19 protein-coding genes are annotated in these 24,705 nt (G+C 60.5%); 9 read left to right on the top strand and 10 right to left on the bottom strand.

Annotated elements, in window-relative coordinates:
• Positions 1-20: 20 nt before the first annotated feature.
• Together WA367_RS05765 and WA367_RS05770 are read right to left on the bottom strand one after the other, a co-directional pair.
• Complete coding sequence (locus WA367_RS05765; protein WP_336055831.1) at positions 21-1,037, bottom strand: ABC transporter substrate-binding protein; 1,017 nt, start codon at positions 1,035-1,037, stop codon at positions 21-23.
• A 100-nt stretch (positions 1,038-1,137) separates the two neighbouring features.
• The gene (locus WA367_RS05770; RefSeq protein WP_336055832.1) at positions 1,138-4,566 is read right to left on the bottom strand and encodes an indolepyruvate ferredoxin oxidoreductase family protein; all 3,429 of its coding nucleotides are present in this window, start codon (positions 4,564-4,566) and stop codon (positions 1,138-1,140) included.
• Positions 4,567-4,698: 132 nt separating this feature from the next.
• Here WA367_RS05770 and WA367_RS05775 point away from each other — a divergent pair, with 132 nt between their 5' ends.
• A complete protein-coding gene (locus WA367_RS05775) occupies positions 4,699-5,169 on the top strand; it encodes an Lrp/AsnC family transcriptional regulator (RefSeq protein WP_336055833.1) in 471 nt (156 codons plus the stop codon).
• A gap of 3 nt (positions 5,170-5,172) precedes the next feature.
• Here the strand turns inward: WA367_RS05775 and proC are convergent, their stop codons facing one another.
• From proC to WA367_RS05790, 3 genes are all read right to left on the bottom strand, one after another.
• On the bottom strand, positions 5,173-5,973 hold the full coding sequence (gene proC, locus WA367_RS05780) for a pyrroline-5-carboxylate reductase (protein WP_336055834.1): 801 nt from the start codon (positions 5,971-5,973) through the stop codon (positions 5,173-5,175).
• A 66-nt stretch (positions 5,974-6,039) separates the two neighbouring features.
• Complete coding sequence (locus tag WA367_RS05785) at positions 6,040-7,341, bottom strand: O-antigen ligase family protein (RefSeq protein WP_336055835.1); 1,302 nt, start codon at positions 7,339-7,341, stop codon at positions 6,040-6,042.
• The gene (locus tag WA367_RS05790; protein WP_336055836.1) at positions 7,310-8,302 is read right to left on the bottom strand and encodes a glycosyltransferase family 2 protein; all 993 of its coding nucleotides are present in this window, start codon (positions 8,300-8,302) and stop codon (positions 7,310-7,312) included. Before WA367_RS05790 ends, WA367_RS05785 begins: the two co-directional genes overlap by 32 nt.
• A 174-nt stretch (positions 8,303-8,476) precedes the next feature.
• Between WA367_RS05790 and WA367_RS05795 the strand changes: the two genes are divergently transcribed.
• The 3 genes from WA367_RS05795 to WA367_RS05805 are packed head-to-tail and all read left to right on the top strand — an operon-like array spanning position 8,477 to position 11,312.
• Entirely contained in the window at positions 8,477-9,652 is a 1,176-nt protein-coding gene (locus WA367_RS05795) for a glycosyltransferase family 4 protein (protein ID WP_336055837.1), read from the top strand.
• Positions 9,649-10,437 carry a WecB/TagA/CpsF family glycosyltransferase gene (locus WA367_RS05800; protein WP_336055838.1) on the top strand — a complete coding sequence of 263 codons (789 nt, stop codon included), beginning with the start codon at positions 9,649-9,651 and terminating at the stop codon, positions 10,435-10,437. The genes WA367_RS05795 and WA367_RS05800 overlap by 4 nt, the downstream gene beginning before the upstream one ends.
• Positions 10,434-11,312 carry a DUF6492 family protein gene (locus WA367_RS05805; protein ID WP_336055839.1) on the top strand — a complete coding sequence of 293 codons (879 nt, stop codon included), beginning with the start codon at positions 10,434-10,436 and terminating at the stop codon, positions 11,310-11,312. The genes WA367_RS05800 and WA367_RS05805 overlap by 4 nt, the downstream gene beginning before the upstream one ends.
• Positions 11,313-11,323: 11 nt before the next feature.
• Here the strand turns inward: WA367_RS05805 and WA367_RS05810 are convergent, their stop codons facing one another.
• On the bottom strand, positions 11,324-12,622 hold the full coding sequence (locus tag WA367_RS05810) for a lipopolysaccharide biosynthesis protein (protein ID WP_442935547.1): 1,299 nt from the start codon (positions 12,620-12,622) through the stop codon (positions 11,324-11,326).
• Positions 12,623-12,748: 126 nt separating this feature from the next.
• Between WA367_RS05810 and WA367_RS05815 the strand changes: the two genes are divergently transcribed.
• The 3 genes from WA367_RS05815 to WA367_RS05825 all read left to right on the top strand — a co-directional run bounded on the left by WA367_RS05815 (position 12,749) and on the right by WA367_RS05825 (position 16,839).
• Positions 12,749-14,791 (top strand): GumC family protein, encoded by a 2,043-nt coding sequence (locus WA367_RS05815; protein ID WP_336055840.1) that lies wholly within the window; start codon positions 12,749-12,751, stop codon positions 14,789-14,791.
• A 144-nt stretch (positions 14,792-14,935) separates the two neighbouring features.
• A complete protein-coding gene (folD, locus tag WA367_RS05820; protein ID WP_336055841.1) occupies positions 14,936-15,832 on the top strand; it encodes a bifunctional methylenetetrahydrofolate dehydrogenase/methenyltetrahydrofolate cyclohydrolase FolD in 897 nt (298 codons plus the stop codon).
• Positions 15,833-15,870: 38 nt separating this feature from the next.
• Entirely contained in the window at positions 15,871-16,839 is a 969-nt protein-coding gene (locus WA367_RS05825; RefSeq protein WP_336055842.1) for a GlxA family transcriptional regulator, read from the top strand.
• A 21-nt stretch (positions 16,840-16,860) separates the two neighbouring features.
• On the opposite strand, the gene WA367_RS05830 is transcribed toward WA367_RS05825, so the two are convergent.
• The 4 genes from WA367_RS05830 to zwf all read right to left on the bottom strand — a co-directional run bounded on the left by WA367_RS05830 (position 16,861) and on the right by zwf (position 22,240).
• Positions 16,861-18,156 carry a DUF2254 domain-containing protein gene (locus WA367_RS05830; protein ID WP_336055843.1) on the bottom strand — a complete coding sequence of 432 codons (1,296 nt, stop codon included), beginning with the start codon at positions 18,154-18,156 and terminating at the stop codon, positions 16,861-16,863.
• Positions 18,157-18,237: 81 nt separating this feature from the next.
• On the bottom strand, positions 18,238-20,052 hold the full coding sequence (edd, locus tag WA367_RS05835) for a phosphogluconate dehydratase (RefSeq protein WP_336055844.1): 1,815 nt from the start codon (positions 20,050-20,052) through the stop codon (positions 18,238-18,240).
• Positions 20,049-20,765, bottom strand: a complete 717-nt coding sequence (gene pgl, locus WA367_RS05840; RefSeq protein WP_336055845.1) for a 6-phosphogluconolactonase — start codon at positions 20,763-20,765, stop codon at positions 20,049-20,051. Before pgl ends, edd begins: the two co-directional genes overlap by 4 nt.
• Before the next feature lie 2 nt (positions 20,766-20,767).
• Positions 20,768-22,240, bottom strand: coding sequence for a glucose-6-phosphate dehydrogenase (zwf, locus tag WA367_RS05845; RefSeq protein ID WP_336055846.1), 1,473 nt, complete (start codon positions 22,238-22,240; stop codon positions 20,768-20,770).
• A gap of 181 nt (positions 22,241-22,421) precedes the next feature.
• Here zwf and WA367_RS05850 point away from each other — a divergent pair, with 181 nt between their 5' ends.
• Complete coding sequence (locus tag WA367_RS05850) at positions 22,422-23,897, top strand: aldehyde dehydrogenase family protein (protein WP_336055847.1); 1,476 nt, start codon at positions 22,422-22,424, stop codon at positions 23,895-23,897.
• Positions 23,898-23,921: 24 nt separating this feature from the next.
• Positions 23,922-24,671, top strand: a complete 750-nt coding sequence (locus WA367_RS05855; RefSeq protein ID WP_336055848.1) for an SDR family oxidoreductase — start codon at positions 23,922-23,924, stop codon at positions 24,669-24,671.
• Positions 24,672-24,705 lie beyond the last annotated feature (34 nt).

The following is a 24,705-nucleotide window of genomic DNA, read 5'->3' on the forward strand; positions in this document are numbered from 1 at the left end:
CAAGGCTGCGCCCGATGATGTTAGCGGGTCTCGACGAAGCTGGTATCGACCAGCTTTTCCATTGTCACGCCTTCGGGCGCGAGGCCTTCCGACTTGAACCATTCAAGCTGGTCCTCGACACTGGCCATGGAAAGAGCTGCACCTTCATTGATGCGCATGGCGCCGGCGCGAATGCGCGGATCTGCCTTTTCGATAGGCTGGTCGGAATAGACATATTGGTGGATCGCCTTGACGATCTCTGCAGTCTCTTCCTCGCTCATGCTCTTGTCGACGAGAGCGGCATTATAGTCGGCAATGCCCTTCGAGAGGGCAGCGAGAAAGCGCTTCACCAGTTCCGGCTTCTCTTCCACATTCGAGGTGGAGGTGAAGACCGTCGTCACCTGATAGTTGTCGATGTAATCGGAAACCTTGCCGATCTCGACCACTTCCGGGCCCCTGGTCAGGGCGCCGGCGATATTCGGCACGATCGACCAGGCGTCGATCTGCCCACTCTTGAGCGAGGCAATCACGGCCGGCACCTTCTGCAGGGGCTTTACCTTGATCTCGGAGCGATCGAAGCCCTCCTTGTCGGCGATCTTGTGCGCCATGTAGTGGAAGGACGAACCTGTGGTGGTGATGCCGAAGCTGCGTCCCTTCAGATCAGCCGGTGTCTTCACACCGTCGTCATGCGCGGCCTTGGAGGCCAGGATCTTTTGACCTTCGACATCAGGTGTTTCCTGCAGCGCGCCGCCGATGATCTTCACCACCCCCTTGTCGGCAAGGCTGAGCAACCCCCCGGAGATGGCCGTCATGCCGAAATCGACATCACCCGATGCAATGGCAACTGCCATGGGCTGTGCTGCCTGAAAGGAAACAAATTCGACATCAAGCTCCTGCTCGTCGAAATAACCCTTTGCCTCGGCAATGATGCTGGGCGAATGCGAGGTCAGCGAAAGGATACCGACATTGATCTTGTCGGCGGCATTTGCTGGCAGCGCAAATGCTGCTGCTGTCGAAAGCGCCAACGCGCCGAAAAGCCTCCGGGTGATTTTAGGCATAGGTCATCCTCCCTGTGTTGCCAGTTTTGCAAGGCACTTTGCACAGGGTGAATGCACGGGCAAGGAAAAATGGTTTGGTACAGACGCTTCGAAAGTTGCTCTATAACAGCCGTGCCTTGCGCACCTCCATATCCGAACGAACCCGTTTCGCAGCCTCCTCCTTGACCGGGCCATAGCCTCGAATGTCGAGTGGGGCCGCGAAAATTTCGCACATTTCGAGCTGAGTGTCGGAAGACAATTTCGGCAGAAGCGCGGTCACGAGAGCCTCGTACCAATCGATCAGTTCACGCTCCAACTTGCGTTCATGGGTATAGCCAAAGGGATCAAATGCAGTGCCGCGCAGGCCCTTCATTTTTGCAAGGACATGAAGCGGTACGCGGAACCAGGGGCCGAAAGCCCGTTTGCGCGGTCGCCCGCGCGCGTCGCGTTCCCCGTTGAGCAGGGGCGGCGCCATGTGATGTACGATGCGATAGTCACCTTCGAACATATCGCCGAGACGAGTGGAAAATCCCGTCTGGGTGTGCAGCCGGGCAACTTCGAATTCGTCCTTGTAGGTCATCAGCTTGAAGAGCGCGCGCGCAACCGCTTCCGTAACGCCCCGGGTCCCCACCCGCGCTTCCCGCGCCCGAACCGCGTCGACGGTTCGTCGATAGCGCGCGGCATAGGCTGCATTCTGGTAGTCGGTGAGGAATGCTTCCCGTTTCATGATAAGCTGATCAAGAGTCTCAGGCGCCTGCCGTGGTTCGAGGATCGCCCGCAACGCCCCCGGATCGGAATACGCGATGCGCCCAATCAGGAATGCGCGGTGATTGGCCTCGATGGCCACTCCGTTCAGCTCGATTGCCTGCGACAACGCGGTCAGCGAAACCGGCACCAGTCCCATCTGCCAGGCAAAACCGAGCATCATGACATTGGCAAAGACACTGTCGCCCATCATCTTCTCGGACAGGCGATTGGCATTGACTGCGCCAAGGCCGTTCTCGCCGGTCACCTGTGCGATAGCTGCAAGACGCTTGTCGATGGAAAGGCTCGCGTCGCGCCGCAATACGATGTCACCTGTCGGCATTTCCGCAAGATTGATGGCCGCACGCATGCCCTCGCGATAGGCGGCTGATGCCTTTGGCGAGGAAGAAACGACGATGTCGCAGCCGATCAGTGCATCCGCTGCGCGCGCATCGATACGCACCTGATTGATCGCCTCGGGTGTCTGTCCAACACGCACATAGGAGAGAACCGGACCGAATTTTTGTGCGAAACCGGTGAAATCCAGAACGCTGGAACCCTTGCCCTCAAGATGCGCGGCCATGGTGACAAGTGCTCCGACGGTCACCACGCCGGTACCACCGACGCCGGTGATCAGCAGGTCGAATGGCTTGTTCAGGCTGGGAAGAGCCGGTTCGGGCAAATCAGACGCGAGACGGGTAAGGTCCAACTCCAGACCTGTCTTCTTTTTGCGTGTGGCGCCTTCCACCGTCACGAAACTCGGGCAGAAGCCGTTGAGGCAGGAGAAATCCTTGTTGCAGGAGGATTGGTTGATCTGCCGCTTGCGCCCGAAGTCCGTTTCGACCGGTTCCACTGAAAGACAATTCGATTCCACCGAACAGTCGCCGCAACCCTCGCAGACCAGTTCGTTGATGACCACGAATCTTTTTGGGTCTTCCATGGTGCCGCGCTTGCGACGCCTGCGCTTTTCGGTCGCGCAGGTCTGCTCGTAGATCAGTATTGAAACACCCTTCACCTCGCGCAGTTCTCGCTGCACCGCGTCCATCTCGCGGCGGTGGTGAATAGTCGTGCCGGCAGGAAAGTCGCCGGCAGAAAACTTGTCGGGATCATCGGAGACAAGCGCAATACGCTCCACGCCTTCAGCACGGCTCATATGGGCTATCGCATGCACGCTCACCGGCCCGTCGACCGGCTGACCTCCGGTCATGGCGACGGCATCATTGTAGAGGATCTTGAAGGTCATGTTGGCGCCCGCTGCAATGGCCTGCCGCACTGCCATTGAGCCGGAATGGTACCAGGTGCCTTCGCCCAGATTCTGGAAGATGTGGTTGCGACCGGTGAAGCGGGACGAGGCCGCCCAGTTCACGCCTTCGCCTCCCATCTGGATGAGCGACGAGGTTTCGCGGTCCATCCAGCTTGCCATGAAGTGGCAGCCGATGCCTGCGAGCGCCTGCGATCCTTCCGGCACCTTGGTCGATGTGTTGTGAGGGCAGCCGGAGCAGAAATAGGGTGTACGGACTGCGCCTTCGACTTGCAGCTTGATCGGCTGTGCATCGGCTATCTGCCGCGCACGCTCCATGAAGCCGCGCCCGGGGAAAATTCCCTCAAGCCGGCGTGCCACGATGGGGACGAGCAGGCGCGGCGAAAGCTCTCCGGTCCACGGCACCAGACGCTCGCCATTCTCGTCCCGCTTGCCGACCATGGCGCGGGGCTTGTGGCCTGGCCAATCGTAGAAATATTCCTTGAACTGGCTTTCGATGATGCCGCGCTTTTCCTCGATGACGAGCACTTCTTCCTTGTCGCGCACGAAGTCCAGCGCATCCCGCCTGGCCAGCGGCCAGACCATGCCGACCTTGTAGATGTCGATGCCAAGTTCGCGGCACTCGGCCTCGCCGATGCCCAGGAGGCGCAGCGCCTCCATCAGGTCGAGATGCCCCTTGCCGGTGGTGACGATGCCGAAGCGCGCATGCTTCACGTCATAGATGTGTCGGTCTATCGGATTGGCTTCGGCAAAGGCGAAAACCGCATGCTTCTTCGCCTCCATCCGTTCTTCTATCTGCGGTCCGGGCAGGTCCGGCCAACGATAGTGTAGCCCTCCCGGAGGCGGCGTGAAATCCGGTGCCACGAAATTACGGTCTCCAGGCAGCTCGATGGAGGCCGCGGACTCGACAGTTTCCGAGATCGCCTTGAAGCCGACCCACATGCCGGAAAAGCGCGACAGCGCGTATCCATATTCGCCGAAGGACAGATACTCGCCAATGCTTGCCGGGTTCAGGACTGGCATGAACCAGCTCATGAAGGCGACATCGGATTGATGCGGCATGGAGGAAGAGACGCAACCATGATCGTCTCCCGCAACGACCAGAACGCCCCCATGAGGCGATGAGCCATAGGCATTGCCGTGTTTCAGCGCGTCGCCGGAACGGTCGACACCGGGCCCCTTGCCATACCAGAGGCCGAAAACGCCTTCGACCTCGCGCTTGGGGTTTGTCTCGACCTGCTGGCTGCCCAGAACCGCGGTGGCGGCAAGGTCTTCATTGACCGCAGGCAGAAACTCGATGCGTGCGGCCTCCAGCCGTCTCTTCGCGCGCCACAGCTCAAGATCAAACGCGCCCAGCGGCGATCCGCGATAGCCGGACACGAAGCCCGCGGTTTTCAGCCCGCGCGCCCTGTCGCGCCGCGCCTGATCCAGCACGACGCGCACGAGCGCCTGCGTGCCGGTCATGAAGACACGGCCTGACTGCTGATCGTAACGGTCCTCCAACCGGTAACGCGAAAGCCCGCCCATCTTTTGATGTACGGTCATAGGCTCCTCCACTCGCATTACCGGGCATGGTAGCGCCGTTCAGGTGGGAGGATTTTCCAGAATTGGCCTGTTGTTGGCAATTTGTGGTATTTCTTCTCTAAGAACGCTCGCAAAGTGAAAGAAATCACCGAAATGATGAAGCTGAGTGAACAGGATCGCCGCATTATGGATGCGCTTCAGGAAAACTGCCGCATGTCCAATCAGGAGCTTGCGGATCGTGTCGGCATGTCACTCTCCGCCTGCTGGCGACGGGTAAAGGCTCTGGAGGAAAGCGGTCTTGTCGCCCGCTATTCAGCCGTGATCAATGCCGCACATGCAGGGCTGAATTTTCAGGCCATCGTGCATGTGACACTGACCCGACACGATCACCGCCACGTCGACACCTTCATTGCCGAGGTGCGCAGGCGTCGCGAGGTGCTCGACTGCTATTCCACGACCGGTGAAGCGGACTATCACTTGCGCGTTTTGTGTCGCGACCTTGCTGCCTATAACCGCTTCCTGGAAGACTTTCTCTTCCGCCTGCCAGGCATTGCAAATGTGCGGACAAATCTCGTGCTTAAGGACATTAAGTCCCACAGTCCTGTTCCCGTGGAAACCGAGTAAAGACTAGCCGCCGAGCTCGACCGACCGCTTTCTTGCGGCCTCGACCGCATCGGTGACAAGCTTTTCCAGCTTCTGTTGATCCATGAATACGGAGAGCGCGGCAGCTGTTGTGCCATTGGGACTTGTCACCTGTTCGCGAAGGAGGCCGGGCTCTTCGCCGCTTTCCTTGGCGAGGCAAGCCGCACCCCAAACCGTCTGCATCGCCAGAAGCTTGGCCTTTTCATCCGGAAGGCCGGCCTTCACGCCTGCCGATGTAAGACATTCGATGAAGTGAAAGATATAGGCAGGTCCCGAGCCGGAAACGGCTGTAACTGCATCCATCAATTCTTCGCGGTCGATCATGGTCACTTCGCCGCTCGCCGAAAGCAGCGCATTGACGAATTCGAGCGCCTCAGCCTTCACATTCTCATTGGCAAAGACAACCATCACGCCCTTGCCGATGGCAGCCGGCGTGTTCGGCATGCAACGGATGACTGCGCTCGACGAACCAAGAATGCCGGTAAAGGTGGAAATTCCGGTGCCTGCCGCCACGCTGACAAAAGTTGCGCCGTGGAAACGGGCATAGGCAGGAACGACCTTGTCCATGACCTGTGGTTTCACCGCGAAGATGATGACATCGCCAGCCGCCAAACTGTCTGCGCTTGCAACGGCATTGACCCCGAGTGCCGCCGCGCGTTCGCGAAGCGGATCGGTTGGCTCCACCACGCTTACATCCTGCGGCGCGAGTTTGCCCGAGGCAATCCAGCCTTTCAGCATGGCGTAGCCCATATTGCCGCAACCCACGAGAATGACTGACTTGCCCATGATACGCTCCCATTTCTCCACTGCCTTCGCGTCTACACGATGCCGCGGTGCGGGGGAACCGCAGGACTAGCGGATTGGGAACCGTGCCACCAATCTCAGGCCGAAGACGGCAAGCACGAAGAAGAGCCACACCGGATCGGCGCGCCTAAAGAAGAAGCTCTCCAGAAAGGCATTCATCAGCGTGAAGGTCAGGACCATGAGGAAGAATTCCGACATCAGCACGTTTTCGCGCAGAAGCGGCGTGCGGACATAGTCGCGAATGGGAGCCACGATAAAGGCGATTATGGCAACAGCCAGTGCCGGAAGCCCCATGATGATCGCCAGGTCCAGATAGCCATGGTGACCATGCACGATGCCGCGAATGTCCCATTCACGATCAAAGGGCAGGTCGGCAAGCAGCACATGCTCGGTACCCCAGAAGCTCGCGAAGCCATAGCCGGTCAAGGGGCGCTGGGCGATATGCTCGCCCATGAATGCCCATAGCGCGGTGCGTCCCGTAAAGGTGAGCTCCGGGCTGATCGCCTCGCGCAACTCCCGCAAAGGCTCGATGAAAACCGTGCCCAAAGTCCCAAGCGCAAGCACGACAACCGCAGTCACCACGGCAATGGGTGCAATTGACCGCATGCCGATCATGCCTGGAAGCATCACCATGATGATTGCAAGCGGGACTGTCCCGAGGGTGGTTTTGGAGCCGGTTTGGGTCATGAAGAACAGTGCGCCGACCAGCACCACCGCACCGACCATTCTCCAGCCGCGCCTAAACAGATAGAGGCCGGCAAGGCTGATACATGCCATAACGGGAGCGGCGATGTTCTTGTGTGAAAAGCTCCCGCGCCAAAGGCCTGCATGTTGCGGCTCGAAGCCATCTCCGCCGTGAATTGCGATTCCCGATTTGAAGAGGATGCCGTAATAGCTCATCCCCAGCACCACGAAGGAAGCGGTAGCCAGCACGCGCGAGAACGCATCCACATTGCGAGGGAGCACCAGTACCGCACACATCGCGATGACGCCAATGATCGTGAATGCCGCCGAGCGCATTGAACTCGCCGGATCTAGTGCATTGGTAACGGCAAGGGCTACGAAACCGACAAGCAGAAGCCACCATGGACTGAGCAGCGCCGACAATGCCCGGCGATTGGCCAGCATCGCCATTCCGGCAAGTGCAAGAGCGCCCAGGCTGCCATAGCCAAGCTGGTTCAGGATGTCGCCGCCGCTTTCGCCTTCAGGACCCGAAGGCTGGAATGGCCGGAAGGAAACAAGCGCAAGTGTCAGGATGATGCAGGCGATCACCGTCGCAATCTGTGCCGTGACCTGCTGTGCACGCGCCTGCGCCAGATCAGTTCTTCTCGGGTTCGCGATACTGCTCATTCATATAGCCGAATTCTGCCATGACGCGCCCCAGGCCGACATAGACCGGATACATGCCGATGGAGCAGGAGCGCGTGGCTACAAACCGGCGCAAGCCACGCAAGGGTGAAAGGCCAAGCAGCGCCAGGCTTTTGGCGAAAACCTTCATATTGCCTGCAGTTTCGCCCGCCCGCTTCTTCTTCTCGACCAAAGTGGAGATCACGCCGTTGCGCAGCGATCGCGCGCGGATCCAGTCCGCCTCCAGCCGCCGGGCGGGCACGGTTTCCCGAACCACCGCTTCCGCACACCAAGCCAGCTGAAAGCCCTTCTGTCGCGCGCGGCTCAAAAAATCGGAATCGCCGCCACCCAGAAAGTTGAACTTCAGGTCCAGATAGGGCCGCGGCATGGCTTCAAGCACCCGCCGCCGAATGAAGAGATTGCCGGAGGAATAAAGCGCATCAACCTTTCGCGTCTCCTCATAGGGTGGCGAAAATACGGGATGGGTGCGCCATGCTTCATGTTCCGCCTCTGCGAAAACCGGAACTTGCGGGCCGCCGACAATATCCGCATCCAACCGATCCGCGCAGGCAGCCATCTCCTCCAGCCAGTCGGGATCGGCAAGCTCGTCATCATCAATGATGGCGATTGCGCGTGCAGAGGGAAATTCTTCAAGGGCTGTCACGAAGCCCGCATTGTAGGCGCAGCAGTTTCCGCGCTCATGAGCAAGAATGACCAGGCCCTGCAAGCTGCCATCCTGAAACATCGCAGCCGCAGCCTTGGCACCGGCGCCCTCGGTCGTCTCGTTTTCCATGACGATCACGGCAAATGGACGTTTGGTGCGCTGTTGAACAAGAGATCGCAGCGTGTCGAGAACCTGCTCCGGCCGCCGGAAGGTAGGCACGGTCACCACGATCTCCGGCGCATGCACCACGGGCGCGCGCGCAAAGATCTCCACTGATGCACCGGTCTGCGCAGTCGTCATGCGTGTTGTCCCCGCCCTTGGCTTGTGACCCGCTTTTACGCCCCTGCCATTAAGGCGGCGTTAAACACCTTCGCTACCTTTGCGCGCATCACTGATGGAGGGGCGGCTATATCGCCCGCCTTAATCATCACTTCACGCGTTTCTGATAGGTCGAAACGCTCAAAGGGGAGCCTGATGCATCTAGTTTTCGCCACATCGCTCGTGCCCTGCGGAGCACCGGAGACCGGCTACGAAATCGCCAATGCTGCGGTTTTGGACGCGTTGGAGCGCGCAGGCGTCCGGGTTTCGATCCTCGGCTTTGTCTGGCCGGGCAAGCAGGCCCTTGAGCCGGAAAGAACCGTGGTTCTGGATGCGGTAGATGTGACAACCGACGGAGCCTCCACCGGGCAGAAACTGTCCTGGCTCGCCACCGCCATGCGCAAGCGCCTGACCTTTGCCAGCGCCAAGTTGCGCTCGGTGACGCCAGATACAGTCGAGGCGGCTTTGGGCAAGCTTGGCCCGATCGATGGCATCATCCTGAATTCGGTGCAGTTTGCCGGTGCTTTTGAAAAGCTCCTCACGCGCTGGCCCTATCTCTACATCGCGCACAATGTCGAGCATGTCTCGGCGCATGAGAATGCTAAAGCCGCAGACAGCTTCTTTACCCGCTACCTCTTTCAGCGCGAGGCGCGCCTGCTGCGTGATCTGGAGGCACGGCTGTGCGAGCGCGCCCGTTTTGTCTTCACCTTCGCCGAGGATGATCGCGAGAAGCTGGGTGTTGCTGCACCCGAACGCTCGGCCGCACTTCCGCTTGTCACCCGTGCGGTGCCGCCTTCGCCGCTGAAGACGCGCAAGCCTCTCTATGATGCGGCACTGCTCGGCACCTGGACATGGGCGCCGAATATGATCGGTCTGCGCTGGTTTCTGGATGAAGTCGTTCCGCTGCTGGATGGAAAGCTGGACATTCATATCGGTGGACGCGCGCCTGAAGGTATGGCCAAAGCCTATCCTGCGGTCACCTTCGACGGCCGCGTGCCGGATGCGCAAGAATTCGTGTCGGCGGCGAAGCTTGTTCCGCTCATCAGCCGCGCCGGGACAGGCGTTCAGCTGAAGACCATCGAGACATTCGAGCTGGGGCTGCCTGCGGTTGCGACCACCCATTCCCTGCGCGGCATTGCCAGCATTCCGCACAATTGCATTCGCGCCGATGAGCCGAAAAGCTTCGCCAATGCCCTTCTGGAGGCCGCTTCGAAACCGCTTCCCCTCGTCGATGGCCGCGACTTTCACCGAGACCAGATCAGGCGGCTGGACGCCGAACTTGCCAAGGGTCTTGCCGCCTTGCGTGATGTCCAGCTTGGAGCCGCGGCATGAGCCAGATCGGGCAGGTAGCGATGGACGTGCGAATTCCGCCGGAACATTTCGACATTCTGGGCAATCAGGTGCGTGTTCTAAGCCGGGATGAAGCGATCCACACCCTGCAGGAAGCGGTAACCAAGCGGCAATTCACGCGCATCTCGTTTCTCAATGCACACAATGCCAATCTGGCCTGCGCCAATAACACCTTCCGCCAGACGCTGGAAAGGTTCACCATTCTGGCAGACGGCATCGGCGTCGATCTTGCGGCACGCATACTCTACGGCCAACCATTTCCGGCAAATCTCAATGGCACGGATTTCGTGCCCGCGCTCCTCGCTGACACGCAATCACCCTTGCGCATTGGCCTGATCGGCACGACCGAAGAGCGCAGTGCGGCGGCTGCGGTAAATCTGGAAACGCGCTTTCCCAGGCATGAAATCGTCTTCCGCCATCACGGCTTCTTTTCAAAGGCTGAGGAGAGCGAACTGCTTTCCGATCTTGCCGACGCACGACCTGATGTGCTTCTGGTTGGTATGGGGGTGCCGCGGCAGGAATTCTGGATCGCGGAGAAACTCAATCCAAGCCATTGCACGCTTGCATTCGGCATTGGTGCGCTTATCGACTTCCTGAGCGAAGACATTCCGCGTGCGCCCTCCTGGGTGCGCCGCCTTCGCCTCGAATGGCTCTATCGCCTCGTGCTTGAGCCGAAGCGTCTCTGGCGGCGCTACATTCTGGGCAACCCGCTCTTCCTGCTGCGTGTCTTGCGCCAGAAGTTTTCGCGCCGGGCAGGTGCTGCATGACCGCAGGCATTGAACCACAGGCTGGCGCGGCCATCGCAACTCCAAGCTATGGACCCGATCTTGATCGCTGTCGGCTGCTTTGCGAATCCATCGATCGTCACGTTACCGGCATGGACAAGCATTATCTGTTGGTTTCCGGTCGCGACGCTGCCCGCTTCAAGGTGCTGGAAGGCCCACATCGTGAAGTGATTGATGAACGCGACATCCTCCCCGCTTGGCTTCACGATCTGCCGGATCCTACAAGCTTCTTCCGCCGCCGCATATGGGTGAGCACGAGGCTTCCACCCTTGCGTGGCTGGCATGTACAGCAGCTTCGCCGCATCGCCATCGCCGCTTATGTCCCCCAAGAAACAATCGCCTATTGCGATTCCGATGTCCTGTTCCTGAAAGATTTTAACCTGTCGCAGTTCTGGCATGGCGGTGCGCTGAGGCTCTACCGGCGCGATGATGCCTTGCCGAAAGATGGCGATCACCTGGTCTGGTCAGCCAATGCGGGTAAGACGCTTGGGCTGCCCGCTCAACCGGTCCCTGCGCACGACTACATCTCCACCGTCATCGCATGGCGGCGCGATACGGTTCTCTCCATGATCCGCCATATCGAGTCCCGCCACGCGACGTCATGGGTGCAGGCGGTAGCGCACGACCGTAAATTCTCCGAATGCATCCTCTATGGTCGTTACGTTGATGAGGTGCTGCAAGGCGCGGGGCATTTCCATGCCGAGGAATCGCTTTGTCAGGTCTATTGGGATGGTCCCAGCCTTGATGAAGAGGGACTGGAGCAGTTTGCGGCTTCCATGTCTCCCCGGCAGGTCGCCATCGGCATCCAGTCCTTTACCGGAACAGATCTCCACACCTTGCGCCGCCTGTTTCGCTAGGGCCCTGAACCCTAGACACGCTTGGGCGGGCGCGCGAGAGCCATGGTGGTGAGCGCCAGCGACAGAAGATACAGCGCGAGAAACGCCCAGTTCAGTGACAGCACGATCTCGCGCGGTGCATCGTAAAGCGCCAGTATCAACGCAAGTGCTGCAGCCTTCAGTGCCCCGATCAGGACGAGATTGACCGCCCGCCACGCGGTCTGCCCGCGCGCAAACAGAAGTTCGGCCTGATATTCGACCAGATTGCGCATTCCCGGAATGGCCAGCGCCAGCATCACCAGCGGCGCTGCTTCGGCGACATTGTCGCCAAGCAGGCGCGGATAGAAATGCAGGATGATCGCCAGTCCCAGAAGGCCTGCCGTCGAGACGGCAAAGATGGCACCTTCTATTCCGAAGCGGATGGCGTAGCGCTTGAGCATGTCGGGCATCTGCATCATTTTCTGCACCAGCAGCATGGAGAAGGTGCGGATGGGGATGGCCGTGAGATCTACGAGCCGCATGATAATCGCATAGATGCCCGCAAGCTGCGGGTTTCCAAGTGCCAGAACCAGAAGCTTGTCCAGTTCCATCTGCAGATAGAACAGGATTTCGGCAGCCGACACATAGAGCGCATCCGGCAGACGGCGTCCGTAGAGCTTCGGCGTGAACTGCAACCGCTTCCAGGGATAGAAAAAGCTCGCAGCGATCAGAAGCGACAACCCGTTCGCTGCGAGATAATAATAGGCCCACTGTGCCAAAGTCTTCTCGGCGGCAAAGGCGAAGGCGATGGCTGCACCACAGCGGATCGCGGTTCCCATGATCGTGAGGAACGCCCCGCGACCAAACCTGTTGAGGCCGTTATTGACGATGATGACCGCTTCGGTCGGGCGCCACAAAAGCGCTTCCGACGCAATGATCAAAGCAAAGATGCCAAGGGCCATGTCGCTGGCAAAAAACACGCGGTGCATGATCCATGATGCGGCGGCAAGAACAGGCAGAGACAATAAGCTCAAGCCAAGAAAACCGGCCGTATAGGCGCCCAGTAGCCGGGGCTTGACCGTCGCTATCCGATAAAGCGGCGCGATGAAGCCGAAACCCAGGATGCGAGAAAGCACCACGCCTGCCGCAGATGCTGTTGCAAACAGGCCGAATTCCGCGATGGAAAGCGCGTTTGCCAGAAGCACGAAATAGGCCAGCGAGAAGACAAGCCTTCCCGCTGAGCCGCTGATGGCCTTGAAATAATCGCGCAGCAGATGTGCCTTCTCTGCGATGAGTTGAAGCGGTCTGATTGCCGTGCCCCATGCTTGTTCACCGGGACCGCTAGCATGCAAAACTTAATGTCCGGTTGGTTGTGGTATTCGGCTTGCTGCAATTAACTCTTTGTTACCCGTGAGCATTTAGCTTGCCTTAACATAAGCGCAGGCTTTCGCGGCCTGCTTGGGTACGGGCGGAATTAAATGTTCGATACATCCTCAGGTGCGGGCAAGCGCAGAATGAGAGGCGGGGAGGCGCAGATGCGCGAGCCGCGTCGCTCCAACTCATTACTGTCGGCGGGAAGCGAGATGCGCCAGCGCGCCGGAGCGGATGACAGCGCGCGCTATCGCGCACCATATGATGATGCCGCATCCGACCCGCGCCACCGCCACCAAGCCACCGATCATGCAGGAGTTCCGCCACGAAAGGGATTTTGGCAGCGCATGAAAGAGGGCGCAAAACCCGCCCCGCGCGAGGGCCAGGAGAATGACTATCCTACCCGGCGCGGCAAACCCGCCCCCACCGAAACCGGCTATGAGAGAGACCAGCAAGATCAGTATTGGCGCCCGATTATCGATCCCATGCGGGTGATTTCAGGTGTCATTGCAGCGCGCTGGCTGATCGTCCTGACAACCATAATCGGCGGCGTGCTCGGCGTATTGGTCGCGCTTTCGACGCCGAAGGAATATTACGCTTCGACCGAGCTTCTCTTTGACCCGCGCAATCTCCAACTGGTCGAGCGTGAACTGACGCGCGACGGTCTGCCCTCGGATGCAACCCTGGCCTTGATCGAAAATCAGGTCAGCATCATCAGGTCCGGAACCGTTCTCAACGCGGTCGTGGACCGGCTCGCACTTGACGAAGACCCCGAGTTCAATGGACAGGGCAGTGGCAGCCTTCTGAAGTCATTGTTGGGCCTGCAGAGCGAGCTGACCTCTGCAGGCGCTGAAAAGCGCCGCGCGCTTGCCGTGAGCAATCTTGCAGAGAAGCTTTCGGTTGGCCGCTCTTCCCGCACTTTCATCATCTATATCGGCGCGACGACCCATGATCCGGACAAATCCGTCGAAATCGCATCGACTGTTGCCGAGGTCTATATGGAGACGGCGGGCAACATGCAGTCGCAAACGGCCGAGCGCGCAACGACCGAGATCACCGACCGGCTGGATGAACTGCGTGAGGAAGTGGCCCGTGCCGAACAGGCCGTGGCAGACTTCAAGGCACAGAACGACATCATCGACGCGCAGGGTCGCCTCATTTCCGAAGACGAGATCCTGAAGCTGAACGACCAGTTGGGCACGGCGCGCGCGCGCACTGCCGAACTCAACACCCGTGTAAGCACCGCGCGCGAACTGGGTGTCGAGGACGTGCTTGGTGGCGCATTGCCCGAGCAGGTGGCATCACCTGTCATGACGGAACTGCTAAGCCAGTATACCGCGCTCAAGCAGCAGGCAGACCGCGCCAGCATTCGCCTTGGGCCCCGCCATCCCGACAATCAGGCCATTCAGGCCCAGCTTGCGGGCGTTCGCGACGCCATGGCGCGCGAACTGCGCCGTGTTACCGCTTCCATGCAGGTGGAACTGAAGCGCGCGGTTGAGCTGGAACAGAGCCTCGCAGCCCGTCTCGCCCAGTTGAAGGTGCAGAAGGGCGACCTTGAAACCGAACAGGTGAAACTGCGTGAACTGGAGCGCGAGGCTGCGGCCCGCCGCTCGGTTTATGAAGCCTTCCTGCTGCGCGCTCGCGAGACTGGCGAACAGCGTGATCTGAACACCTCCAATGTCAGCGTCATCTCGCCGGCCTATGCACCGCTTCTCTCCGAACCACCCACGCGCAAGACCATCGCGATGGCAGGCGCATTGCTTGGCTTCATGGCAGGTGTCGCGCTGGGTGCGCTTTGGGGTGCATGGACCAGCCTGCGCGAAAATATGCGCAACCGCTCCGCGCGGCCCGATCAGCCTGCTCCCGGCTACGATGAGCCGCCACCGCGTACGCGCTATCGTGAGCCGATTTACTCCCGGGAAGAAGGCGCCACTGCGCGCGGCGGCAGCTATGGTGGCCGCGAGGCCTATGCGCCTGCCCCAAGGGCACAGTTCGATAGCGGCTTTCACCATCCCGAGCGGTATGATTCCGGCATGGGAAGTGAGCAGGATGAACTGGTTGATGAGCAGGTTCATCACCTGCGTGAGGAGCTGCGTGCACTGCGTATGGAGATGGACATGCTTGCTGCAAAGCGTGCCGCCTATCGGTAGCTCCCGGGACTTCCGGCTCAAAGGCTGGGGAAAGTCGCCCCTGCGCCAACAAAGCATTGCCTTGCCGGACATAGCTGCCTAAACGCACTCCATGGAGCGGGTCTTGAGCTTGCACACGCTCCGGTGGAGCGAAGGGGAACGACCATGGCGCGCATCATCGACGGAAAGGCTCTGGCGGCAGAGACAACCGAGAAGGTTGCTGCTCACGCCCGCAAACTGGCAGAAGATGGCATAGTGCCGGGACTGGCTGTCGTCCTGGTCGGTGAGGACCCGGCAAGTCAGGTCTATGTGGGTGCCAAGTCGAAACGGGCGAAGGAGTGCGGCTTTCACTCCGTGCAGCATGATCTTGCCGCAGACACCCCCGAAAACGAGCTGCTGGAGCTCATCGCGCGGCTGAATGACGATCCCGCGATCCACGGCATTCTGGTGCAGCTTCCGCTGCCCGCCCAGATTGATCCTGACCGCGTCATTCAGGCCATCGCGCCGGAGAAGGATGTCGACGGCTTCCACTACATGAATGTCGGCATGGTTGCGACGGGCAGCGCTGCCAAGGCCTTCGTGCCCTGCACGCCTGCCGGTGCGATGCTGATGATCGAGCGTGAATTGGGCCGCGATCTGTCGGGCAAGAACGCGGTTGTCATCGGTCGCTCGAACATCGTCGGCAAACCGATGGCAAGCCTGCTTCTGGCCGCCAATGCAACCGTCACCATTGCCCATAGCCGTACCGCCGATCTGCCCGAAATCGCCCGCAGTGCCGACATCCTCGTCGCTGCCGTTGGACGGCCTGAAATGGTGCGTGGTGACTGGATCAAGCCCGGCGCGACCGTGATCGATGTCGGCATCAACCGCGTGGACGCGCCGGAGCGCGGTGAGGGCAAGACCCGCCTTGTCGGCGATGTTGCTTTCGCGGAAGCCGAGAAGACAGCCGGAGCAATCACGCCGGTGCCCGGTGGTGTGGGGCCTATGACCATCGCCATGCTCATGGCCAACACCCTCGCCTCGGCCTGCCGGGCGGCTGGCCTGCCAGCCCCAAGCCTGTGAGACTTGGCGAAACCATCTGACACTGCCATGGTGTGCTCATGTTGAAGGACACAACGCCTGCAGGGCGGCCATTCGCGTTTCTGCTGGTCGACAAGTTTTCCATGCTCTCGCTTGCCGCCGCCATCGATGTGGTGCGCACGGCGAACCGCTTGCTTGAGCGCGAATACTACAGCTGGACCACGGCCTCTGCCGATGGCGTGACCGTGATGGCGTCAAACGGACTGGCGCTCAAGGTCGACTATGCCGTCGCAGATCTGCCGGCGCAGGATATCCTGTTCACCTGTGTCGGTCTGACAACGGAGTTTCCGGGAAAGAGCAAGGTTCTTGCGGCACTGCGCGGCTGGGGCCGTCAGGGCAGGGGGCTCGGCGCGCTTGCAGCGGGCACATATCTCCTGGCCGAAGCCGGGCAGCTCGATGGCTATCGCTGCACGATCCACTGGGAGAACAGGGCAAGCTTTCAGGAGCGCTTTCCCGACATTGAATGCACCAACAATGTCTATGAGATCGATCGCAACCGCTACACCTGCGCAGGCGCCAGCACCTCCATCGACCTGATGCTTGAGATCGTCCGCGCCGATTTCGGCTCTACCCTCGCAACAGCGGTGGCAAACCAGGTGCAGCATGAGCGCATCCGCTCGCAAGGCGACCGCCAGCGCACGGGGCCGGAAAGCGAGCTGGCGGGCAAGTCGGAAAAGCTGAAGAAGATCGTCGAGCTGATGGCCGATAATCTGGACGAGCCCTTTTCCGCCGCGCAGCTCGCCAAGGCGGCCAATCTCTCCGTCCGGCAGGTGGAGCGGCTGTTCCTGCGCCATCTCAACGTCACACCGAGCCGCTATTACATGCGACTGCGGCTGGAGCGCGCGCGTGAATTGCTGCGACAGACGAATATGCCGATTCTGAGCGTCGCGCTCGCAACCGGCTTCTCATCCCACTCCTATTTCGCGCAGAGTTACCGCTTGCAGTTTGGACGCCCACCCAGCGAAGAGCGTCGCAGCAAGGTCAGCTGACCCTTCGTCTGTGTCGAGGCTTCAGTGCGTGGCTTCGCTGCCCGCAATCTGCGCATGTCCGAAACCATAGGACACGGCAGTCTCTCGCACAGCTTCGATATCCGCCTCGTGTGCGAGCGTGTCAAAGCTTCGCTCCAGCAACTCGGCTGCAAGTTGCTTCGCCGGACCGCCAAGGCGCTGCGGTGCGGTCTTCTGCAGTGTGTGAAGGCTGCGCAGGACAACATTGATTACCTCGCGCGACTCCGCACCGTCGGTGATGAGCCCGTCAAAGGCATCACGCAACATCTGCGCGTCATCGAGCGGCATCAGACTTACGCGGTCATGTTGTTGGGCTTCGGCCAAAGCGTCACGCTTTGTCTCCCAGCCGCTCAAGAGCCGCGTCTGAACGGTGGCAACATGAATGGCGGTCTTCGGGTCGTTCAGTGATGGGGAAAGTGCGCGTTGTGCGATCTCGCCAAGAACGATAAGCCCAAAGCCCGGATCATATTCGAATGTCCGGCGGCTGCCGACAAGGAAGGCGCGGCGAAGGTCGCTCATGCAGGCCTCGTCTGCCTCTCCCTCCACCCAGGCAAGCGGTGTCTGGCTGTCGACATAGGCCCCGGGGCGTATTGGCAGGTGGATTTCCAGATCATGCTCGCAGGCAAGGCTTTGCAGCGCAGCCGGATCGAAATGTTGGAGATAGCCGATCTCGTTGCAATTCAGGGCCTTCGCATCCGCCGGTATGGTACGCCTCGCCTTGCAGCCGAACTGGCCCGCGCGCCCCATGCGCTTCAATGCCGCCCATGTTGCCTTCTCGGCACGCTCCACGGTCTCCTCGACGCGGCCGATGCGGGAGATCTCGCTGATCCAGCGCAGAAGCGCCCACACCACGATCAGGACGACAAAGATGCTGGAGGAGAAAAGGATGATCCGCCCCAGCTCCGTATAGATGCCAGCGGACAGCCCGATAATTCCGACGACCGAGAACAGAAACGCCCCGATGAAGATCGAGATGGCCGTCTGTGCCGCCCTGTCCGCCACGATCAACGGGACAGCGCGCGGCGTCGCGTTCTGCGAAACATTGTTGAGAAGCGCCACGAGTGTGGAAAGTGCGAAGACCGCGACGGCCAGCATGCTGGACGCGACAATGGTGAGAATACTCTCCACCGCATCTGCGGAGATCGTGAAGGGCAGCTTCTCCACTTCGACATCGAAAGGAAACCAGCTGGACACAAGTATCGCTGCCGAGACAACAACAAGTGCTGCGACGGAAAACATGGCGGGCAAGAACCACAATGCCCGCACCACGCGTCTGAAAAGTACCCAGAATGTGCCCATGACCGCTCCCTTCAAGGAAAACACGCAAAGGGCGGTGCTGGTTCCGGAAGATGCTAACGCCGCGTGAAAGCGCCTGCGGCCCTAGAAGACCGCGGCACCCTCATCGGCTCTGGAAGCCAGTTGGCGGAAGCCGCCGAAAAGCTCGCGTCCCATGCCGAAGCTGTTGGCGGTGAGGTCGGCTTCTGCGAGTGGGCGGGCATCAAACTCCGCCTTGTCGACCAGGATCTGAAGCGTTCCCGCTTCGGCGTCGAGGCGCACCATGTCGCCTGTCTGGACACGCCCGATGGGGCCGCCATCCAATGCTTCCGGGGTGACATGGATCGCTGCAGGAACCTTGCCCGAAGCGCCTGACATGCGCCCGTCGGTCACCAGTGCCACATGGTATCCGCGATCCTGCAGAAGTCCCAGCACCGGCGTCAGTTTGTGGAGCTCGGGCATGCCATTCGCCTTCGGTCCCTGGAAGCGGATGATGGCGATGAAATCGCGATCAAGCTCACCAGCCTTGAAGGCTGCCTGCAGTTCTTCCTGCGCATGGAAGACGATGGCAGGTGCCTCGACGACGCGCTTTTCCGGCTTCACTGCCGACGTCTTGATGATCGCCTTGCCCATATTGCCGCGCAGCACGCGCAGACCGCCGGTGGGCTGGAAGGCCTTCGAAAAGGGCGCAAGCACCTTCTCGTTGCCGCTCTTGGCGGGCGCAGGCTCGCGTACGACGGACCCGTCCTCGCCAAGCTTCGGCTCGATCGCGTAAGCGCGAAGACCATCGCCCCATACGGTGCGTACATCCTCATGCAGAAGACCCGCATCGAGAAGTTCGCGGATCAGGAAACCGAGGCCGCCTGCTGCATGGAAGTGGTTCACATCCGCCAGCCCGTTGGGATAAACGCGCGCCAGAAGCGGCACCTGATCGGAAATGTCCGAAATGTCTTCCCAGGTGATCTGGATGCCGGCCGCACGAGCCATGGCCACCAGATGCATCGTATGATTGGTGGAGCCACCGGTGGCGTTGAGCCCGACCACCGCGTTCACGATAGATTTCTCGTCGATCATGCGCCCGACAGGCGTAAACTCGTTGCCAAGTCCGGTGATCGAAAGCGCACGTTTCACCGCCTCGCGCGTCAGCGCCTCGCGCAACGGCGTGTTTGGATTGACGAAGGAAGCGCCGGGAATATGCAGGCCCATGATCTCCATGAGCATTTGGTTCGAATTGGCCGTGCCGTAGAAGGTGCAGGTGCCTGGACCGTGGTAGGACTTCGATTCCGCCTCAAGAAGCTCCTCGCGCCCCACCTTCCCCTCGGCATAAAGCTGGCGCACCCGCGCCTTCTCGTCATTGGGCAGGCCCGTGGTCATCGGACCCGCGGGTATGAAGATCGCCGGAATATGCCCGAAGGTGAAGGCGGCAATGGTCAGACCGGGGACGATCTTGTCGCAAATGCCGAGATAGACGGCAGCATCAAACATGTTGTGCGAAAGGCCGACCGCTGTCGCCATGGCGATCACATCGCGCGAGAACAGCGAAAGCTCCATGCCGGGCTGGCCTTGCGTGACGCCGTCACACATGGCCGGAACGCCACCCGCCACCTGTGCCACGCCACCCGCCTCGTGGGCCGCCTGCTTGATGAGCTTGGGGTAGTCCTCAAACGGCTGATGGGCCGAGAGCATGTCGTTGTAGGAGGTAATGATGCCCAGATTGGGCACCTCATCGCCCGCAAGAGCCGCCTTGTCGCCTGGCGCGCAGGCGGCAAATCCGTGAGCGAGATTGCCGCAGGACAGGACCGAGCGGTGCGGCCCTTTCGAAGCGGCCTCATCCACGCGTTCCAGATAGGCTTCGCGAAGCGCGCGGGAGCGTTCGCGAATGCGTTCGGTAACGGCTTCAATGCCTTTCGTCGCAGTCATGGCGTCTTGTCCTGTTTGGGAGCCCAATAGACATGCAGTGCTTTTCCGAGACGTTCGGTCACCGCGCGGATGGGAGAGAGCGTACCTTCCTGCTGAGCGATTGCGTCATTAAAGGCATCCTTCTTGTCGATGCCCTCGATATGCAGCGCCACGAAAGGTGCGCCGATGACGCGTGGTACCGAAAGTGTCAGGCGCGGTTCACCGGCCGAGGGCGCTTCTACGCACAGCACGCTGTCGCCGTCCTCCTGCTCGAGGATGTCGCGAATATTGCCTGCATCGGGGAAGAACGAAGCGGTATGCTTGTCCGTTCCCATGCCCAGAACGACCACATCGATCTTTGACAATGCTGATACGGCCGCATTGGCCTGCGCTGCAGCGTCCCGGATCTCGTCGCATTCGCGATAGAGCGGGATGAATGCGGCCTGTGCGGCTTCGTTCTGCAAGAGGTGATGGGCAACCAGCCGCGCATTGGAGCGCTCGGAGGAGGGCGGTACAAAGCGCTCGTCCACCAGCGTCACGGTCACCTTTGACCAGTCGAGTTCCTTGCGTGAAAGCGCATTGAAAAAGGGTGGCGGGGTTGAGCCGCCGGAGACGGCGATGACAGCGGCCCCGCGCGCTTCAATCGCTTCGCGCAGACGGTTCGCCACGGTCTCGGCAAGGGCCTCGGCCAGCGGCTGGGCCGAGGCGAATTCATGCCATTTCACTTCAGCCATCGTCAGACGCTCTCATGCCAGGTGCGGCCGTCGCGTTCGATAAGCGCAATGGAGCCTGACGGCCCCCAGGTTCCAGCCGTATAGGCCTGCACGGCTTGCGCACCGTCTTCCCAGGCAGACACGATCGGGTCGATCCAGCGCCACGCCGCTTCCACCTCGTCGCGACGCATGAACAGCGTCTGGTTGCCGCGGATCACATCCATGATCAACCGCTCATAGGCATCCGGATTGCGCACATCGAAGGACTCCGCAAAGCTCATGTCGAGCGGCACATGGCGCAGACGCATGCCGCCGGGGCCCGGATCCTTGATCATGATCCATTGCTTCACGCCCTCGTCGGGTTGAAGACGGATGACAAGCTGGTTGGCGACCGCCTTGCCCGCACCTTCCTCGAAGATCGAATGGGGGACCGGTTTGAACTGGATGACGATTTCCGAAACACGTGCCGCCAGGCGTTTGCCGGTACGCAGATAGAAAGGCACGCCCGCCCAACGCCAGTTCCCGATTTCGGCCTTCAGTGCAACAAAGGTCTCCGTGTCGCTCTGGCCGCTGGAGAGCTCTTCGGCATATCCCTTGACCGCACCGCCTGCGGAAGCACCTGCGCGATACTGACCCCGCACTGTGAACTTCTCGGCATTGTGCGCGGTGATGGGGCGTAATGCGCGCAGAACCTTCAGCTTCTCGTCGCGAACAGCATCGGCATCCATGGAAGCCGGTGCTTCCATGGCCACAAGGCAAAGAAGCTGGAGGATGTGGTTCTGCACCATGTCACGCAGCGCGCCTGCCTTGTCGTAATAGTCCGCGCGGCCTTCCAGCCCGACCGACTCCGCCACCGTGATCTGGACATGGTCAATATGGGCCGAGTTCCACAGGGGCTCGTAGAGTGCATTCGCAAAGCGCAGCGCCATCAGGTTCTGCACCGTCTCCTTGCCGAGATAATGGTCGATACGGAAGATGCGCTGCTCGTCGAACACCTTGCCGATGGTCGCATTCACCTCGCGCGCCGTCTCCAGACTGCGTCCGATCGGCTTCTCGACGATGATGCGCGAGGTCGGTGTTGCGAGGCCGTGCTGGTCGATCTGTTGGACAATGTCGCCGAACAGTCCCGGTGCGACTGCCAGATAGAACGCCCGGATGGTGTTGCTTTCGCCGATGGCTGCCTTTAGATCCTCGAAACCCTCGCCGCTGCGCGCGTTTGCCGGGATATAGCTCAAGCGTTCCAGAAACCGCTCCAGCTCTCTTTCATCGAGATCTGTCGCAGCGACATGTTCCTTCAATGCCTGGCGCGCGATGTCGCGATATTCCTCGGTGGTATGGGCACTGCGCGAGGAGCCGATGATGCGTGTCGGGTCCGTGAACTGCCCGGCGCGCTGGCGCTGGTAGAGCGCAGGCAGAAGCTTGCGTTCAGCAAGATCGCCGGTAGCGCCGAAAACGACGAGATCAAAGGGTTCGACGGGAATTGTCTGGCTGGTCATGTGCGCTCCGCAAAATGATCTCGGCTCGAATGTCTGCTGTTTAATCTAATCGATTTAGAAAAGCCACCCCTTACCGTTGTGAGCCTTGGTGTGGCTTGACACCTGGTGTGGCGAAGGTTTCTCACTTGGCCCAAGGCAGGATAGGCCGGCCTCGTTACAAGGCAAGCCGGAGGACAAGAATATGGGTAGTCATTTTTCCACCACGGTGGCGCAGGACCGCGCCTTCATGCAGCTCATCGACGGAAAGTCGGTTGATGCGCTTTCGGGCGAGCGGATCGACGTCGCTTCACCATCGGATGGCGAGGTCTTCGCATCCATTCCTGCATCGGGAGAGGCTGATGTGGACCGCGCGGTGCGCTCGGCACACAAGGCCTTCCACGAAGGTCCATGGAGCCGCATGCCGGCGGTTGAACGTGGTCGTCTCATCACGCGTCTCGGCAAGCTGGTCGAAGAGAATTTCGAGGAGCTCGCAGCACTTGAATCGCGCGACACGGGCAAGCCGGTCCGCCAGGGCCGTGCCGATGTCACCGCCACCATGCGCTATTACGAATTCTATGGCGGAGCTGCCGACAAGGTTCACGGCGACACAATCCCCTTCCTCGATGGTTACACTGCACTGACGACGCGCGAGCCGCATGGTGTGGTTGCGGGCATCATCCCGTGGAACTATCCGCTGCAGATCCTGGCTCGTGTTGCCGGTGCAGCGCTTGCCATGGGCAATACGCTGGTGGTGAAGCCTGCGGAGGATGCTTCGCTGACCACCATCCGCATCGCTGAACTGGCTTTGGAAGCAGGTTTTCCCGAAGGCGTCTTCAACGTCGTGACCGGCTATGGCCGCGATGCAGGTGCGGCACTGTCCGCCCATCCGCTGGTCGACTATGTCACCTTCACCGGTTCGCCGGGTACGGGTACCGCGATCCAGCAGGCAGCCGCAACGAACAATCGCGGCGTGACGATGGAGCTTGGCGGCAAGTCGCCCCAGATCGTCTTCGCCGATGCCGATATCGAGGCGGCACTTCCCGTGCTGGTCAACGCGATCATCCAGAATGGCGGCCAGACCTGCTCGGCCGGCAGCCGCATCCTGATCGAGAAGCCGATCTATGATCGCGTGGCCGATGCATTGGCCGAACGTTTCGCAAAGCTGGTGGCCGGTCCACATCATGCCGATCTCGATCTCGGCCCGCTGGTCAATCGCAACCAGCAGGCAAAGGTAGCAGTCATGGTGGAAGCGGCTGAGAAGGCCGGTGCCAAGGTTCTGGCTCGCGGCTCGATCGCTGCTGATGCCCCCGAAGGCGGCTACTACCACGCGCCGGTGCTTTTCGGCGCGGTCGATCCCGAAATGGAGATCGCCCGCGAAGAAGTGTTCGGCCCCGTCCTGTCACTCTTCAGCTTCGAGGATGAGGCGGATGCCATTCGCCTCGCTAACAGCACGGACTATGGCCTCGTTGCTGGCATCTGGACCGCCAACGGCGCGCGCCAGCACCGCGTCGCCAAGCGCGTGCGTGCCGGGCAGGTCTTCGTCAATGGCTATGGTGCAGGCGGCGGCATCGAGCTGCCCTTTGGCGGCTTCGGCAAGTCCGGCCACGGGCGCGAGAAGGGCTTTGAGGCCCTCTTCGACATGTCGGCCACCAAGACCATCGTCTTCAATCACGGATAAGAACAGAAAAAGAAGGATCCATTCATGGCTCGTCTGGAAGGCAAGACCGCCATCATCACCGGAGCGGCTTCCGGTTTCGGTGAGGGCATGGCCAAGCGCTTTGCCGAGGAAGGCGCGAAGGTCATCGTCGCCGATCTCAACATCAAGGGTGCAGAACGTGTTGCCGGTGAGATCGGCGAAGCGGCTGTTCCCGTAAAGGCGGACGTCTCCCGCAAGGAAGACGTTCAGCACATGGCCGACACAGCAATGGAAAAGTTCGGCCGCATCGACATCATGGTCAACAATGCCGGCTATACCCACACCAATGGCAGCATGCTGGATGTGGACGAGAACACGTTCGACCTGATCACCGCCGTCAACATGAAGGCGATCTATCACGCAGCACTCGTGGTGGTGCCAATCATGGAAAAGCAGGGCGGCGGTTCCATCATCACCACTGCCTCGACGGCAGGGCTTCGCCCGCGTCCTGGGCTGACCTGGTACAACGCCTCCAAGGGCTGGGCCATCACCGCAACCAAATCCATGGCTGTGGAGCTTGCGCCGAAGAATATTCGCGTCAACTGCCTCTGCCCGGTGGCTGGCGAGACCGGCATGCTGGCGCAGTTCATGGGCGAGGATACGCCTGAAAAACGCGCCCAGTTTCGCGCTTCCGTGCCGCTTGGCCGCCTGTCGACGCCGCTCGACATCGCCAACGCTGCCCTGTGGCTTGCCTCCGACGAAGCCGAATTCATCACCGGTGTTGCGCTCGAGGTAGATGGAGGCCGCTGCATCTGATAGTTGCGAGGGGCTTTGAACCTTTTCAGTTCGA

It is taken from the genome of Nitratireductor sp. CH_MIT9313-5 (assembly GCF_037029545.1).
Lineage (GTDB): Bacteria > Pseudomonadota > Alphaproteobacteria > Rhizobiales > Rhizobiaceae > Chelativorans.

Bases quoted from the DNA above. Each gene is read 5' to 3' on its own strand.
- proC (WP_336055834.1), bottom strand. From the start codon at position 5,973: ATGGGCAAGTCAGTCATTCTCGTGGGTTGCGGCAATATGGGCTACGCC.
- WA367_RS05855 (WP_336055848.1), top strand. From the start codon at position 23,922: ATGGCTCGTCTGGAAGGCAAGACCGCCATCATCACCGGAGCGGCTTCC.
- WA367_RS05795 (WP_336055837.1), top strand. From the start codon at position 8,477: ATGCATCTAGTTTTCGCCACATCGCTCGTGCCCTGCGGAGCACCGGAG.
- WA367_RS05775 (WP_336055833.1), top strand. From the start codon at position 4,699: ATGATGAAGCTGAGTGAACAGGATCGCCGCATTATGGATGCGCTTCAG.
- WA367_RS05790 (WP_336055836.1), bottom strand. From the start codon at position 8,302: ATGACGACTGCGCAGACCGGTGCATCAGTGGAGATCTTTGCGCGCGCG.
- WA367_RS05850 (WP_336055847.1), top strand. From the start codon at position 22,422: ATGGGTAGTCATTTTTCCACCACGGTGGCGCAGGACCGCGCCTTCATG.
- WA367_RS05770 (WP_336055832.1), bottom strand. From the start codon at position 4,566: ATGACCGTACATCAAAAGATGGGCGGGCTTTCGCGTTACCGGTTGGAG.
- WA367_RS05800 (WP_336055838.1), top strand. From the start codon at position 9,649: ATGAGCCAGATCGGGCAGGTAGCGATGGACGTGCGAATTCCGCCGGAA.
- WA367_RS05830 (WP_336055843.1), bottom strand. From the start codon at position 18,156: ATGGGCACATTCTGGGTACTTTTCAGACGCGTGGTGCGGGCATTGTGG.
- WA367_RS05765 (WP_336055831.1), bottom strand. From the start codon at position 1,037: ATGCCTAAAATCACCCGGAGGCTTTTCGGCGCGTTGGCGCTTTCGACA.
- WA367_RS05805 (WP_336055839.1), top strand. From the start codon at position 10,434: ATGACCGCAGGCATTGAACCACAGGCTGGCGCGGCCATCGCAACTCCA.
- folD (WP_336055841.1), top strand. From the start codon at position 14,936: ATGGCGCGCATCATCGACGGAAAGGCTCTGGCGGCAGAGACAACCGAG.
- WA367_RS05825 (WP_336055842.1), top strand. From the start codon at position 15,871: ATGTTGAAGGACACAACGCCTGCAGGGCGGCCATTCGCGTTTCTGCTG.
- WA367_RS05815 (WP_336055840.1), top strand. From the start codon at position 12,749: ATGTTCGATACATCCTCAGGTGCGGGCAAGCGCAGAATGAGAGGCGGG.
- pgl (WP_336055845.1), bottom strand. From the start codon at position 20,765: ATGGCTGAAGTGAAATGGCATGAATTCGCCTCGGCCCAGCCGCTGGCC.
- WA367_RS05785 (WP_336055835.1), bottom strand. From the start codon at position 7,341: ATGAGCAGTATCGCGAACCCGAGAAGAACTGATCTGGCGCAGGCGCGT.
- zwf (WP_336055846.1), bottom strand. From the start codon at position 22,240: ATGACCAGCCAGACAATTCCCGTCGAACCCTTTGATCTCGTCGTTTTC.
- edd (WP_336055844.1), bottom strand. From the start codon at position 20,052: ATGACTGCGACGAAAGGCATTGAAGCCGTTACCGAACGCATTCGCGAA.